The 14,533-nt window shown below is 71.9% G+C and carries 10 protein-coding genes and 1 pseudogene; 6 read left to right on the plus strand and 5 right to left on the minus strand.

Annotated features, from left to right (window positions below; genetic code table 11):
- Nucleotides 1-164: 164 nt before the first annotated feature.
- The 4 genes and pseudogenes from O7601_RS14820 to O7601_RS14835 form a co-directional block, all read left to right on the plus strand.
- Nucleotides 165-1,457, plus strand: a complete 1,293-nt coding sequence (locus tag O7601_RS14820) for an extracellular solute-binding protein (RefSeq protein WP_281566706.1) — start codon at nucleotides 165-167, stop codon at nucleotides 1,455-1,457.
- A gap of 99 nt (nucleotides 1,458-1,556) precedes the next feature.
- Entirely contained in the window at nucleotides 1,557-2,594 is a 1,038-nt protein-coding gene (locus O7601_RS14825) for a LacI family DNA-binding transcriptional regulator (protein WP_281566707.1), read from the plus strand.
- A 127-nt stretch (nucleotides 2,595-2,721) separates the two neighbouring features.
- A complete protein-coding gene (locus tag O7601_RS14830; RefSeq protein ID WP_281566708.1) occupies nucleotides 2,722-3,738 on the plus strand; it encodes a LacI family DNA-binding transcriptional regulator in 1,017 nt (338 codons plus the stop codon).
- 273 nt (nucleotides 3,739-4,011) lie between these two features.
- A pseudogene (locus tag O7601_RS14835) lies at nucleotides 4,012-4,206 on the plus strand (reductase); the annotation flags it as partial.
- A gap of 34 nt (nucleotides 4,207-4,240) precedes the next feature.
- On the opposite strand, the gene O7601_RS14840 reads toward O7601_RS14835, so the two are convergent.
- Nucleotides 4,241-5,215: a nitroreductase gene (locus O7601_RS14840; RefSeq protein ID WP_281566927.1), complete on the minus strand. Its 975-nt coding sequence runs from the start codon at nucleotides 5,213-5,215 to the stop codon at nucleotides 4,241-4,243.
- A gap of 257 nt (nucleotides 5,216-5,472) precedes the next feature.
- Here O7601_RS14840 and O7601_RS14845 point away from each other — a divergent pair, with 257 nt between their 5' ends.
- Nucleotides 5,473-6,111: a response regulator transcription factor gene (locus O7601_RS14845; protein ID WP_281566709.1), complete on the plus strand. Its 639-nt coding sequence runs from the start codon at nucleotides 5,473-5,475 to the stop codon at nucleotides 6,109-6,111.
- A gap of 91 nt (nucleotides 6,112-6,202) precedes the next feature.
- On the opposite strand, the gene O7601_RS14850 is transcribed toward O7601_RS14845, so the two are convergent.
- On the minus strand, nucleotides 6,203-7,876 hold the full coding sequence (locus O7601_RS14850; protein WP_281566928.1) for a GAF domain-containing sensor histidine kinase: 1,674 nt from the start codon (nucleotides 7,874-7,876) through the stop codon (nucleotides 6,203-6,205).
- Nucleotides 7,877-8,021: 145 nt separating this feature from the next.
- Nucleotides 8,022-9,029, minus strand: coding sequence for a nitroreductase family protein (locus tag O7601_RS14855; protein WP_281566710.1), 1,008 nt, complete (start codon nucleotides 9,027-9,029; stop codon nucleotides 8,022-8,024).
- A 175-nt stretch (nucleotides 9,030-9,204) separates the two neighbouring features.
- Here O7601_RS14855 and O7601_RS14860 point away from each other — a divergent pair, with 175 nt between their 5' ends.
- The gene (locus O7601_RS14860; protein ID WP_281566711.1) at nucleotides 9,205-11,130 is read left to right on the plus strand and encodes a heavy metal translocating P-type ATPase; all 1,926 of its coding nucleotides are present in this window, start codon (nucleotides 9,205-9,207) and stop codon (nucleotides 11,128-11,130) included.
- 23 nt (nucleotides 11,131-11,153) lie between these two features.
- Here O7601_RS14860 and O7601_RS14865 read toward each other — a convergent pair whose 3' ends face one another.
- Nucleotides 11,154-12,041, minus strand: a complete 888-nt coding sequence (locus O7601_RS14865) for a universal stress protein (protein WP_281566712.1) — start codon at nucleotides 12,039-12,041, stop codon at nucleotides 11,154-11,156.
- 13 nt (nucleotides 12,042-12,054) lie between these two features.
- Complete coding sequence (locus tag O7601_RS14870) at nucleotides 12,055-14,448, minus strand: phosphoketolase family protein (protein WP_281566713.1); 2,394 nt, start codon at nucleotides 14,446-14,448, stop codon at nucleotides 12,055-12,057.
- Nucleotides 14,449-14,533: the final 85 nt, after the last annotated feature.

Consider the following 14,533-nt stretch of genomic DNA (forward strand, 5'->3'; position numbering starts at 1 on the left):
CTCGCGACACCCCCTTGACCGGCGACGCAAGCCCGTCGTAACGTGCCGGCCATCACGTCGAAAATACCGGTATCGAAGCGAAACTTGCGATCCCGTTTTCATGGCCGCCGCCGCGTGCGGTGGTGTTCCCTCCGCGCAACTACGCCTTCCCGAAGGGATGAACCATGACATCGCACCTCTCCCGCCGGTCGCTGCTGGGGTTGGCCGGCGCGGGCGCCGGCGCACTCCTGCTCGGCGCCTGCGGGGATGGGGACAGCGGCGCCTCCGCGAGCCCGCAGAAGATCAGATGGTGGCACGTCCAGGACGCCGAGCCGATGCTCAGCGTCTGGGCTGATCTGGCTCGACAGTACGAGAACGAGCACACCCACGTCACCGTCGAGGTGCAGCCGTTGGAGGTCGAGGCGTTCAAGACCAAGCTCAACGGGGCGGTCGAGGCGTCGATGCCACCGGACCTGTTCCAGTCGTGGGGCGGCGGCGCACTGCAACAGCAGGTCGAGGCCGGCCTCGTCAAGGACATCACCAGCGAGGTCCAGGGTTGGATCGGTCAGCTGCTGCCCGCCTCGTTGCAGCCGTACACGGTGAACGACAAGATCTACGGAATCCCGTTCGACATCGGCATGGTCGGCTTCTGGTACAACCGGGACCACTTCGCCAAGGCCAACATCGAGACGCCGCCGAAGACCTGGGGCGAGCTGCTGGAAGTGGTCAACAAGCTCAAGGCCGTCAACATCGCCCCGATCGCGCTCGCCGGCAAGGACAAGTGGCCCGGGCACTACTACTGGGCGTACCTGGCGATGCGGATCGGCGGTCTCGAGGCGTTGCAGCGCGCGGCCGAGGACCGCAACTTCGACACGCCGGCCTTCATCGCCGCCGGTGAACGCCTCCGGGAACTGGTTGACATGGAGCCGTTCCAGAAGGGCTACCTGCGCGCGGAGTACGGGTCCGAGACCGGGCAGGCCGCGACGATGGGCAACGAGGAGGCCGCCATGGAGCTGATGGGCCAGTGGGCGCCATCGGTGCAGGCGTCCTCCTCGACCAGCCAGCGGGGCCTCGGTGACCGGCTCGCCTTCTTCCCCTTCCCGGCCGTCGAGGACGGCAAGGGCTCGGCCACCGACGCGTTCGGTGGCGGCAACGGCTTCGTGGTCGGCCGCGACGCGCCGCCCGCAACCGTGGAATTCCTGCGGACGCTGCTGCAGGCGAGGAACCAGCGCCGGGCCGCGCAGACCGGCGCGGTGCTGCCCACCAACCAGGCCGCAGTCGGCGGGATCAAGGACCTGAACAATCAGGTTGTGGCGGCGAACCTGGGCATCGCGACCGGCTTCCAGCTCTACCTCGACCAGGCGTACCCGCCGGCGGTGGGCGCGCAGGTCAACGAGAGCGTGGCGCAGCTGATCGCGGGCACCAAGCGCCCGGACCAGATCGTCAAGGACATCACCAGGGTGGCGAAGAAGCAGTAACGGGCGTCGTCGGCGCTCGGGCACCGCGCCGTCGCCGTACGTCAGCCCGTCGGCGCTCCCGCCGGCGGTGTCGGAGGATGAGCGAAGTAGGGAGGGCGCATGGCTGCCAACGACAACCGGACAGTGACCATCGCGGCCATCGCCCGCCTGGCGGGGGTGTCGGTGCCGACGGTGTCCCGGGTGATCAATGGTCGTTCGGATGTGGCTCCGCAGACCCGTGAGCGGGTGGAGGAGTTGCTGACTCGGCATGGTTACCGGCGTCGGCCGCCGAGTATGCGGGCGAGTTCGGGGTTGGTGGATCTGGTCTTCAACGACCTGGACAGTCCGTGGGCGGTGGAGATCATCCGGGGTGTGGAGGATGTGGCGCACGCTGCGGGGGTGGGCACCGTCGTGTCGGCCATCCACCGACGCTCGTCCTCGGCGAAGCAGTGGCTGGACAACATCCGGACCCGGTCCACCGAGGGGGTCATCTTCGTGACCTCCACCCTCGAACCGCCGCAGCAGGCGGAGTTGCGCCGGCTCAACATCCCGGCCGTGATCGTCGACCCGGCGGGTGTCCCCGCCCAGGACGCGCCGACCATCGGTGCCACCAACTGGGCGGGAAGCCTGCGGGCGACGGAGTATCTGATCGGGCTTGGGCATCGGCGGATCGGGTTCATCGCCGGTCCGCCGCAGTTGATGTGCAGCCGGGCTCGGATGGACGGCTACCGGGCGGCCCTGGAAGCCGCCGGGATCCCCATCGACGACCGGTTGATTCAGGCGGGCAACTTCTACCACGAGGCCGGTTTCTCCGGCGGGGTGCGGTTGCTGGGGCTGACCGAGCCGCCGACGGCGATTTTCGCGTCGAGCGACCAGATGGCGCTGGGCGTGTACGAGGCGGTCCGGCAGCGCGGTCTGCGGATGCCGGACGACATCAGCGTGGTCGGTTTCGACGACCTGCCGGAGGTCCGCTGGTGCTCGCCGCCGTTGACCACGGTGCGTCAGCCGCTGGCCGAGATGGGCATGTTGGCGGCGCGGACGGTGCTACGGCTGGCCCGCGGGGAGAAGGTGGAGAGCCCCCGGGTGGAACTCGCCACCGAACTCGTCATCCGCGACAGCGCGGCCGCGCCGCGGGTCGATCGCGGGTCGTCGGAGTGAACTGCGCCAACTACCGATAGGCGAGTGAAATTTCCGGCACTAGGGTGTGGGCGGGCGGCTGGTTGCCCGCCCTGGCCGCCCGCAGCATGGTGCGGGCTGTCGCCGTACCGGTTGGTTGGGGAGTGCCGTGGTTGCCAGAGACACCCGGAAGATCACTATTTCCGCGATAGCGGACCTGGCGGGGGTGTCGGTGCCGACGGTGTCCCGGGTGATCAATGGTCGTTCGGATGTGGCTCCGCAGACCCGTGAGCGGGTGGAGGAGTTGCTGACTCGGCATGGTTACCGGCGTCGGCCGCCGAGTATGCGGGCGAGTTCGGGGTTGGTGGATCTGGTCTTCAACGACCTGGACAGTCCGTGGGCGGTGGAGATCATCCGGGGTGTGGAGGATGTGGCGCACGCTGCGGGGGTGGGCACCGTCGTGTCGGCCATCCACCGGCAGACCTCCTCCGCGGAGCAGTGGCTCGATGGGATGCGTCGCCGGGGCACCGAGGGCGTGATCTTCGTGACCTCGATGGTCGAGCCACCCTTGCAGGCCGAACTACGCCGGCTGAGCATCCCGGTGGTGATCGTCGACGCGGACGGCCTGCCGGCCCGGGAGGCGACGACTATCGGTGCCACCAACTGGGCAGGTGGCCTGCGGGCGACCGAGTATCTGATCGGGCTTGGGCATCGGCGGATCGGGTTCATCGCCGGTCCGCCGCAGTTGATGTGCAGCCGGGCTCGGATGGACGGCTACCGGGCGGCCCTGGAAGCCGCCGGGATCTCCTTCGACGAGGATCTGATCTGCCCGGGCGACTTCTACCACGAGGCCGGTTTCAACGGCGGGGTGCGGTTGCTGGGACTCAGCGAGCCGCCGACGGCGATCTTCGCGTCGAGCGACCAGATGGCGCTGGGCGTGTACGAGGCGGTCCGGCAGCGCGGTCTGCGCGTACCGGACGACATCAGCGTGGTCGGTTTCGACGACCTGCCGGAGGTCCGCTGGTGCTCGCCGCCGTTGACCACGGTGCGTCAGCCGCTGGCCGAGATGGGCATGTTGGCGGCGCGGACGGTGCTACGGCTGGCCCGCGGGGAGAAGGTGGAGAGCCCTCGGGTGGAACTCGCCACCGAACTCGTCATCCGCGACAGCGCGGCCCCGACCCAATGAGCTACCGATATTTTTCCGGAAGTTGTTGACGCCGCATCCGGAGGGGACCGACGATGGGACTCGCCGTCCTTTCACCAAGGAACTGGCTGGTGGTGCCCGCCGTGCCCGCGGCACCGCCCGGCCGTGTCCGGCGGACGCCCACGCCGCCCGCCGGACACGGCACCCACCTTCCACCCGGCCCTGCACAGGTCGTCGTCGGCTTCTGCCGTTGGCAGATCCGCTGACGGTGAACGAGCCACCCCGACACCGTCGACACGGGGCAGGGTGGCTCACATGCAACTCCTCATGCTGGGGCGGGTCGGGATTCGTGGGCGGGGCGGTGGTAGCCGAGGCGATCCACCGGGCTGGGCGGTGACGGCGTTCAACCGGGGGCGGCACGGGGCGCCCCCGGATGGCGTATGGCACCTGGTGGGTGACCGCACCGCCGTCGGCAGGTTGGCCGCGTTGGCCGAGTGGGAGTGGGATCTGGCGTGAAACCGTGGAACGCTTCTGGACGCCCGCGCTAGGCGAGGTGCACCGGCAGATCCAGCACCTCGTCCACCAGGCGGCGCGGGGTGGGCCAGCCCGGCTGGCCGTACCCGATCCGCATCACCATCTGCGGGGTGCCGAACCGTCCCAGTGACAGCCGGAGCTGCTCCCGGGCCGACGGCACCTCGATCGGTTGGGACAGCATCGATACGGACAGCCCGGCGTCGGTGGCGGTCAGCAGCACCCGCTGCAACGCCTGGCCCGCGACCACCTGGTCGACTGCGGTGTTGCCGGCGGAGCCGAGCACCGCGACGAGCGGCTCCGGCTCGAAGTCGCGTCCCGGTGCCCGCTGGGTGCCGCCGAAGCCACGCGACGGAAGCAGGTCCTGCGGCTCGGCCAGGGGACCGCTGGCGGTGACCGGGACGCCGTCCGGTTCGTCCCCGGCGCGTACCCACGCCTCACGCTCCGCCCGGTAGGCGGGGTCGCGTTCGAGCACCCGGTGTGCGCCACGAGCGATCTCGGCGAAGGCGTTGACGGCGCTCACCCCGATGAGCAACTCCAGCCAGCAGTGCTCGGCCCGAGCCGCCTCACCCAGCCGCCAGCGGGAGTCGGCCGGGACCGGGTCGGGCCAGAACGGGGCACGGTTGCTGAACCGGCGTGGAACGGCCGCGTAGAGGCTCTGCTCGGCGGGGCTGGGTCGGCGCGGCAGGTCCGGCACCAGCCGGGCCAGCACGTCCGGTTCCGACGGGTACGGACGCAGTCGTAGCGTAGCCGGGGCGCCGGCCACGGCCAGGGCGAGGCGCAGGTTGAACAGCGCCGCACCGCCCGCGACGCGGGCACCCCAGCCGCTCGGGTCGGTGGCGGGCAGGCGTCGGGTCGGGTCGAGGAGCACCTCGATCCCGCCGTCGCGCAGCCGGAACCGCCACGGCTGGACGTTGTGCAGGGACGGTGCCCGGACCGCGTCGGTCACGGCAGCCCGCAGCTGTTCGACGGTGTAGCCGGTCTCCATGGTCGGGCCCCCTCGCATTCGCCTGGTACCTCCCCACGGTGCGCCCCGCGCACCCCCACCCAGCAGGGCCACACGTCCCGACCTCCCAGGACCCCCCGCCCTCCCCTGCCCACCCACCGAAGGGTCGATCATGAAGTTGTTGTCGCGCCAGGCCGCCGCGAGTGGTAACAACTTCATGATCAACGGGGTCGAGGTGGGTGGGGAGGTTGGGACTTTTGGCCCGGGTGGGGGTTGGGGGGAGAGGGTAGAAAGGGGGAATGATCCGGGTGTTTCTGCTTGACGACCACGAGGTGGTCCGTCGTGGTCTGGCCGACCTGCTGCATGCCAGTGGGGACATCGAGGTGGTCGGTGAGTCCGGCTCCGCACCGGAGGCGGCCCGTCGGATTCCGGCGCTGCGACCCGACGTGGCGATCCTCGACGCCCGGCTGCCCGACGGCAACGGCATCGACGTGTGCCGGGACATCCGGGCCGTGGACTCCTCGATCAAGGGCCTGATCCTCACCTCGTACGAGGACGACGAGGCGCTGTTCGCGGCGATCATGGCGGGTGCCTCCGGGTACGTGCTCAAGCAGATTCGGGGCACCGACCTCGTCGACGCGGTACGCCGGGTGGCGGCCGGCCAGTCGCTGCTCGACCCGGCGATCACCACCCGGGTGTTGGATCGCATCCGCAGCGGCGTGGAGCAGCCCCGTGAGTTGCAGTCCCTCACCGAGCAGGAGCGGCGCATCCTGGAGTACGTCGCCGAGGGGCTGACCAACCGGGAGATCGCCAGCAAGATGTTCCTGGCCGAGAAGACGGTGAAGAACTACGTCTCCAGCGTGCTGGCCAAGCTCGGCCTGGAACGCCGTACCCAGGCCGCGGTGCTGGCCACCCGCCTGCTCGGCAAGACCCACTGACCCGACCCGAGGGGCCCGGCCCGGCCCGGCGCGGCGCGGCGCGGCCCGGCGCGGCGCGGCGCGGTCAGGGGCAGGGGCGAGCCGCAGCGGCTCAGGCCACCAGCGGGACCGACCAGTGCAGCTCGGTGCCGCGCGGCTCGGCGCCGCGTACCTCGAAGGTGCCGCCGTGCCGTTCGGCGCGTTCGCGCAGGTTCACCAGCCCGCCCCGGGCGGCGGCCGGGTCGCAACCTACCCCGTTGTCGGTGACGGTGACGGCGACCTGGGCGGCGTTGACGCGTACCGCCACCGACAACGCCGTGGCCCCGGCGTGGCGTACCGCGTTGGACAGCGCCTCGCGGAGCACGGCGGCGAGTTCGGGGCGGACCTCGTCCGGCACCGCGCTGTCGATCGGCCCGGTCAGCTCCAGCCTCGGCCGGAACCCCAACGACTCGGCGGCGGCCTCCACCGCCTCGCGGATCTCGGTGCGCAGCGCCGCGCTCATCGGGGTGCGCAGCTCGAAGATGGTGCGGCGGATGTCCTTGATGGTGGTGTCCAGGTCGTCGACCGCGGCGTTGATCCGCCTGGCGACCTCCGGCCGCGCGGTCAGCGGCACCGCGCTCTGTAGTTGCAGGCCGGTGGCGAACAGCCGCTGGATCACCACGTCGTGCAGGTCCCGGGCGATCCGCTCGCGGTCCTCCAGGACCACCAGCTGCTCGCGTTCCTCCTGGCCACGGGCGCGTTCCATGGCCAGTGCCGCCTGACCGGCGAAGCTGCCCAGCAGGGCCACGTCGTCGTCGGTGGCGCCGCCGTGGTCGGGGCTGTGCGCGATCACCAGCACACCGTGCAGGGTGTCGGCGGTGGCCAGCGGAGAGATCACCGCCGGCCCGGTGTGCAGCACCGCCGGCCAGGGCGCGGCGTAGGCCAGATCCTCCACCGAGTCGTGCCGCCCCTGGGCGACCGGACCGGCGAAGCTGGTGTCGGCGGCCGGCAGCACCGTGCCGACCAGCGCGCGGGCCTGGGCGCTGACACCGTCGACGACCTCGACGGTGAAGTGCTCCGCCTCCTCGTCGTAGAGCAGCACCAGGGCCAGTTCGGCCTCGGCGACCTCGCGGGCGCGCCGCGCCACCAGGGTCAGCGCGTCGGTACGGCGCACCTCGCCGAGCAGCAGCGAGGTGATCTCTGCGGTGGCGGCGAGCCAGCGTTCCCGCCGGTGGGCCAGCGCGTACAGCCGGGCGTTCTCGATCGCCACGCCGGCCGCTCCGGCGAGCGCGACGACGATCTCCTCGTCGTCCTCGGTGAACTCGGCGCCGCCCTGCTTCTCGGCGAGGTAGAGGTTGCCGAAGACCTGGTCGCGGATGCGGACCGGCACGCCGAGGAAGGTGTGCATCGGTGGATGGTGCGGCGGGAAGCCGTACGAGTTGGGATGCTGGGTGATGTCGGGCATCCGTACCGGCTTCGGTTCGTCGATGAGCAGGCCGAGCACCCCTCGGCCGTGCGGCAGGTCGCCGATCTTCGCGTGCAGCTCGGGGGAGATGCCGTAAGTGATGAAGTCGTGCAGCATCCGGTCGGGGCCGATCACCCCGAGCGCGCCGTAGCGGGCCCCGGCCAGGTCGCAGGCCGCCTGCACGATGCGCCGCAGAGTGCTGCGCAGATCCAGATCGGTGCCGATGCCGACGACCGCGTCGAGCAGCGCCCGCAGGCGTTCCCGGCTGGTCACCACCTCGCCGACGCGATCCAGCATCTCCTGGAGCAGTTCGTCCAGGCGGACGCGGGACAGCGGGCTCAGGCCGAGCGACGGCGGCTCGTGCCGGGGATTGGGTGCACCGACGGTCACCCGGCGATGCTATCCGGCGACCGGCGGCGCGGAACGCCCCGAGGCTGGCGGACGCGGCGGCCCGGACGCCGCGCTAGACAGCGGCCCGGACGCCGCGCTAGGCGGCGTCGCCGGACACCGCCGAGGTGTCCACCACCTGCTCGCGGGGCAGTCGCGGGGTGTGCGGCGGACCGGCGTGGGCCGGGTCGGCGACCCCCAGGCGCAGGCCGAGGTACGGGTGACCGAGACCGGAGAGCAGCTGGCGCAGGGTCTGCCGGGTCGCCGGCACCTCGACCACGCCGCTGAGCGGCACCATCGAGACACCCAGTCGGGTGGCGGCCAGCCAGGCGGCCGACAGCGCCTCGCCGGCACGCAACCAGTCGGCCGGCTCGTCCTGGTCGCCGTAGAGCACCGCGTAGGACGCCGCCTGGTCGTGCCCCGGCCCGACCGGCAGGGTGCCCGGGCGACCGAAGTCCCGGCCCGGCACGGTGGTCTGCGAGGGCTGCTCCGGCAGCACCTCCGGAGGGAGCCCGGCGCCGCCCGCGCGGCTGGTCCAGTACTCCAGTTCCTCCCGCAGCCGGGAGTCCTCCGCCTCGACGGTGGCGGCGTGCGAGGCGGACGCGGCCAGTTGCAGCACCTGGTCGCGGTCGAGGATCTCCAACCGGGCACCCTCCCGGCCGGCAGCCGACACGATGGCGTTCAACGAGTCATCGGAGACCGACTCGTCGCTGACCGGACGCCGGTCGGTGTGCCGTACCTGCATGCACTGCACCGACCGCATCGCGTCCGGGTCGGCGCCGGTGGCTCGCGGCTCGGTGAGCCGGGCGAGCAGGTCGGGATCGTGCGGGTCGGGCACCCGCTGCACGCTTGTCGCCCACCCCTCGGCGGCCAACGCCAGCCGCGCGTGGTGCAGCGCCGCACCGCAGCTCAGGGTGACCAGCTCGCCCTGCGGATCGGTGGCGGCCAACCTGCTGTCACGCACCATCCGCAGTTCCAACGCGTCGGGTAGCACCCGCCAGCGCCACGGCTGGCTGTTGTGCACCGACGGCGCGTGACCGGCCATCGCGGCGGCCTCCGCGAGGGCGGTGGTCAGCGGGCGGTGGGTAGCCGGCGTCTGGTGGCTCATCCTCACGACCTTTCCGTCTCTGCCCATCGTGCCGCACCCCGGTACGGCTGCGGGCGCGGTCCGGTTCATCGTGCGACATCGGTCGGCGGCACGCAGGATCCGCACGTCCCGACCGGGCGGGACCTGTGACCCGCGTTCCGCTCCGCCCGCCCGACCGGGTTGAGACGATCCGCAAGTGGGGCAGCGGCGGTCGGCAGGTGACCCGGGCGCGGGTGAGTGCCTGCCGGACCAGCCGGCGCGACCCGAACCGGAGGGGTCGGGTGCGCAGCGCCGGACCTGGTGGCTGTGGACCCCACTGGCCGGACTCACGCTGCTGGTGCTGGCCGGTGCGGCGGCGCGACTGGCCGGGCAGCCGGGCGCCGCCGACGCGCTCTGGGCGGCTGCCACGCTGGTCGCCTTGCTGCCGGCTGCCGCGTCGGTGCTGCGGGAGCTGCTGCGACGGCGGTTCGGTGTGGACGTGATCGCCGTGCTTGCGCTGGGCGGCGCACTTGTCGTCGGCGAGTACCTGGCCGGTGCGGTGGTCGCGCTGATGCTGGCCACCGGGCGGACCCTGGAGGCGTACGCGCAGCGCCGGGCGACCCGGGACCTGCGGGCGCTGCTGGAGCGGGCACCGCGTACCGCGCGGCGGCGTACCGCCGAAGGTGGCGTCGAGGTGGTGCCGGTGGCCCGGGTGGCGGTCGGTGACCGGTTGTTGGTCGGCCCGGGTGACGTGGTCGCCGTCGACGGCGTCACCGAGGCCGCCGCGACGTTGGACGAGTCGGTGGTGACCGGGGAGTCCCGGCTCGTCGAGCGGGCGGCCGGGGCCCGGGTGTCCAGCGGTGTGGTCAACGCCGGGGCCGCGTTCGGCCTGCGGGCCACGGAGAGCGCCGAGCGCAGCACGTACGCCGGAATCGTCCGGCTGGCCGAGGAGGCGACCGCCCGCAAGGCGCCGACAGTGCGGCTGGCCGACCGGTACGCTGCCGCTTTCGTGCCGTTCACGCTGGTGATTGCCGGGCTGGGCTGGGCGCTCTCCGGCGAGTTCCTCCGCGCGGTGGCGGTGCTGGTGGTGGCGACACCGTGTCCGTTGCTGCTGGCCACTCCGATCGCCATCGTCTCCGGGCTGTCCCGGGTGGCCCGGCGCGGGGTGCTGGTTCGCGACGGCGGCTCGCTGGAGCTCCTCGGTCGGGCGAGCACCCTGCTGGTCGACAAGACCGGCACGCTCACCGCCGGCCGTCCCCGGGTCGCCGACACCATCGTGGCTCCCGGCGGTGATCCCGACGAGGTGCTGCGGGTGGCCGCATCGGTGGAGCAGCTGTCGTCGCATGTGCTGGGGGCGGCACTGGTGCGCGCCGCCGGTGAGCGCGGCCTGCGACTGGTCACCCCGGCTGAGGTGACCGAGGAGCCGGGCCGGGGGGTGAGCGGGCGGATCGACGGGCGGCGGATCCGGGTCGGCCAGTTCTCCGGGACGTTGCCGGAGTGGGCCGAGCAGGCCGGCCACCGGGCCGGCCCGGCGGGACACTCGCTGGTCTGGGTGGCCGACGAGGGCGGGCCGCTCGGCGTGGTCCTGCTGGAGGATCCGGTACGCCCCGACGCCCACCGGACCGTGGCTCGGCTGCGTGCCGCCGGGCTCACCCGGATCGTGATGGTCACCGGGGACCGGCCGGAGGAGGCCCGCCGGGTCGCCAACGTGGTGGGTGTCGACGACGTGCTGGCCCGGTGCACCCCGCAGGAGAAGGTGAGCCGGGTTCGAGCCGAGGCCGGCCGGGCGGTGACCGTGATGGTGGGTGACGGGGTGAACGACGCTCCGGCGCTGGCGGAGGCGCATGTCGGCGTGGCGATGGGGGCCACCGGGGCGACCGCCTCGGCCGATGTCGCCGACGCCGTGCTGAGCCTCGACCGCATCGATCCGCTGGCCGACGCCGTCGAGGTGGCCAGGTACGCCCGCCGGATCGCGGTGCAGAGCGCCACGGTGGGGATGGGGTTGGCGCTACTGGCGATGGGATTCGCGGCGGCCGGTCGGCTGCCCCCGGTGGCGGGCGCGTTCCTTCAGGAGGGCATCGACGTGCTGGTGATCCTCAACGCGCTGCGCGCGCTCCGGGGCGGGCGCCGTGGGCCGGCCTGACAGCGGCCGGCCCACGGCGTGCCTCAGCGTTCGCGGACCACCGCGACCGGACAGTGGGCGTGTTGGAGGAGCTGCTGGCTGACCGAGCCGAGCAGCATGCCCCGCAGCCCACCGCGTCCCCGGCTGCCGACGACGACCAGTTGCGCGTTGCGGCTGGCGTCGATGAGCAGACCGGCCGGCGCGGCGGCGGCCGTCTCGACGGTCACCTCGACGTCGGGGAAGCTGTCCTGCCCGCGACGCAGCGTTTCGTCCACCTCGGCGCGCTGGTCGGCCAGCGCCGCGTCGCGGGCCTGCTCGCCGCGCAGACTCCACTGTTCACGTCGTGGCTGCCAGGCCCGCACCACGTGCAGCGGCACCCGACGCAGGGCCGCCTGTTCGAAGCCGAAGCCGAGGGCCAGCAGCGAATGCTCCGAGCCGTCCACGCCGACCGCGACGTGCCCGGCCCGGTCACTCTCGGCGGGACGGCGACGGACCACCACCACCGGGCAGTGCGCGTGCGCGGTGACGTTGACCGCGGTCGAGCCGGCGAGCAGTCCGGCGAATCCGCCGTGCCCGCGGCTGCCCAACACCAGCAGGCCGGCCTGCGTCGACGCCTCCTCCAGGATCAGCGCGGGCGGGCCGTCCAGCACCTCGCCGCGTACGTTGAGACCCGGGTGGGTGGCGGCGGCGTCCGCTGCGGCCTTGCCGACCAGCTCCTCGACCTGCCGACGGGCCTGCTCGTCGGGCCACATCCCCGGCGTCACGCCCGGACCGACCCAGCCGGCCACGGTCAGCCACTCGAAGACGTACGCCAACCGGACCGGACGGCCGTCGTGGCGGGCCTGGTCCAGCGCCCACTCCAGGGCCGCCGCGGCGTCCGGCGAGCCGTCGTAGCCCACCAGAATCTCCGTGTCTGCGCCGTGCTCGCTCATGAAGGGCATCTCCTCACGGGTTGGTGGGGTCGGTCTCGCGGACCCAGCGCCACTCGGCCACCTTCGGGTCGTCCTCGCCGAACCGGCGGGTGTAGTCGCGGGCGGACTCGCGGGCGTCGGTCATCTCCTGCCGCAGGTGCGCGGCGCGGGCCGCCAGCCCCGGCACCCGGTCGATCACGTCGATGACGAGGTGAAATCGGTCCAGGTCGTTGAGCATCACCATGTCGAAGGGCGTGGTGGTGGTGCCCTCCTCCTTGTACCCGCGTACATGGAGGTTGTCGTGGTTGGTCCGGCGGTAGGTGAGCCGGTGGATCAGCCACGGGTAGCCGTGGTACGCGAAGATGATCGGCTTGTCGCGGGTGAACAGCGTGTCGAACTCGGATTCCGGCAGGCCGTGCGGGTGCTCGGCGGCCGGCTGGAGCCGCATCAGGTCGACGACGTTGATCACCCGGACCTTGAGCTCGGGCAGGTGCTGGCGCAGCAGGTCCGCCGCGGCCAGGGTCTCCAGCGTCGGCACGTCACCGGCGCAGGCGAGCACGACGTCCGGCTCGCTGCCGTCGTCGGTGCTGGCCCAGTCCCAGATACCCACGCCGCGCCGGCAGTGCGCGATGGCCTCGTCCATGGTGAGCCAGCTGGGCGCGGGCTGCTTGCCGGCCACCACCACGTTGATGTAGTGACGGCTGCGCAGGCAGTGATCCATGGTGGAGAGCAATGTGTTGGCGTCCGGCGGCAGGTAGACCCGTACCACCTCGGCCTTCTTGTTCATCACGTGATCGATGAAGCCCGGGTCCTGGTGGGAGAAACCGTTGTGGTCCTGCCGCCAGACATGGCTGGAGAGCAGGTAGTTCAGCGAGGCGACCGGCTGTCGCCAAGGGATGCCACGGGTGACCTTCAGCCACTTGGCGTGCTGGTTGACCATCGAGTCGACGATGTGGATGAACGCCTCGTAGCTGGTGAAGATGCCGTGCCGGCCGGTGAGCAGGTAGCCCTCCAACCAGCCCTGGCACAGGTGCTCGGAGAGGACCTCCATCACCCGCCCGTCGGGGGAGAGGTGGTCGTCGCCGTCGACCGTGCCGGCCATCCAGGCCCGGCCGGTGACCTCGAAGGCCGCCTGGAGCCGGTTGGAGGCGACCTCGTCCGGGCCGAACAGCCGGAACGTCTGCGGGTTGGCGGTGATCACGTCGCGGATCCACTTGCCGAGTTCACCGGTGGCGCTGGTGATCGTGGCACCGGCACGGGGTACCTCGACGGCGTAGTCGCGGAAGTCGGGCAGGACCAGATCGCGCAGCAGGGAGCCGCCGTTGGCGACCGGGTTCGCGCTCATCCGCCGTGGCCCCCGGGGCGGCAGTTCGGCCACCTCGGCCACCGGCGCGCCGGTGGCGTCGAACAGCTCCTGCGGTCGGTAGCTGCACAGCCACCGCTCCAGCTCGGCCAGGTGCTCCGGGTTGGTGCGGACTGCGGAGAGCGGCACCTGGTGTGCGCGGTAGGTGCCCTCCACCTGCTTGCCGTCGACGTCGCGGGGCCCGGTCCAGCCCTTCGGGGTACGCAGGACGATCATCGGCCAGCGCGGGCGTTCGACGGTCGACCCGGAGCGGGCTCGGCGCTGGATCTGCGCGATCTCGTCCAGCGCCCGGTCCAGGGTGGCGGCCAGGCTCTGATGCACCTCGGCCGGATCGTCGCCGGCCACCACGTACGGCTGGTAACCCTGGCCGCGCATCAGGTCGAGCAGGTCGGACTCGGGGATGCGGTCCAGCACCGTCGGGTTGGCGATCTTGTATCCGTTGAGGTGCAGGATGGGCAGCACCGCACCGTCGCGGGCGGGGTTGAGGAACACGTTGGACAGCCAGCTGCCGGCGAGCGGACCGGTCTCCGCCTCGCCGTCGCCGACCACGCAGGCGACCAGCAGGTCGGGGTTGTCGAAGGCGGCGCCGTAGGCGTGACTGAGCGCGTACCCCAGCTCACCGCCCTCGTGGATCGAGCCCGGCACCTCCGCCGCGACGTGGCTCGGAATGCCGCCGGGGAAGGAGAACTGGCGGAACAGCCGGGCCATGCCGGCCTCGTCGCGGCCGATGTCGTGATACAGCTCGCTGTAGGTGCCTTCGAGCCAGGTGTTCGCCACCAGTGCCGGTCCGCCGTGACCGGGCCCGGTGATGTAGATGGCGCTGAGGTCCCGCGCCACGATGGCCCGGTTCAGGTGCGCGTAGATCAGATTCAGCCCGGGGGAGGTGCCCCAGTGCCCGAGCAGGCGGGGCTTGACGTGCTCGGGGGCCAGCGGTTCACGCAACAGGGGATTGTCCAGCAGGTAGATCTGCCCGACGGTGAGGTAGTTCGCCGCTCGCCAGTAGGCGTCCAGCCGGCGCAGCTCGTCATCGGTCAGGGGGCTTCGCAGGTCTACGGCGGTGTCCATACTGCTCGAGCCTCTCGCGGGTCGGTGAATCCTGCATCCGCAACGCGCGGTTTCCTCTGTCAGCTTGGCGGAGTCGGCGACCCTG

This window comes from Verrucosispora sp. WMMD573, from assembly GCF_027497175.1.
GTDB lineage: Bacteria > Actinomycetota > Actinomycetes > Mycobacteriales > Micromonosporaceae > Micromonospora.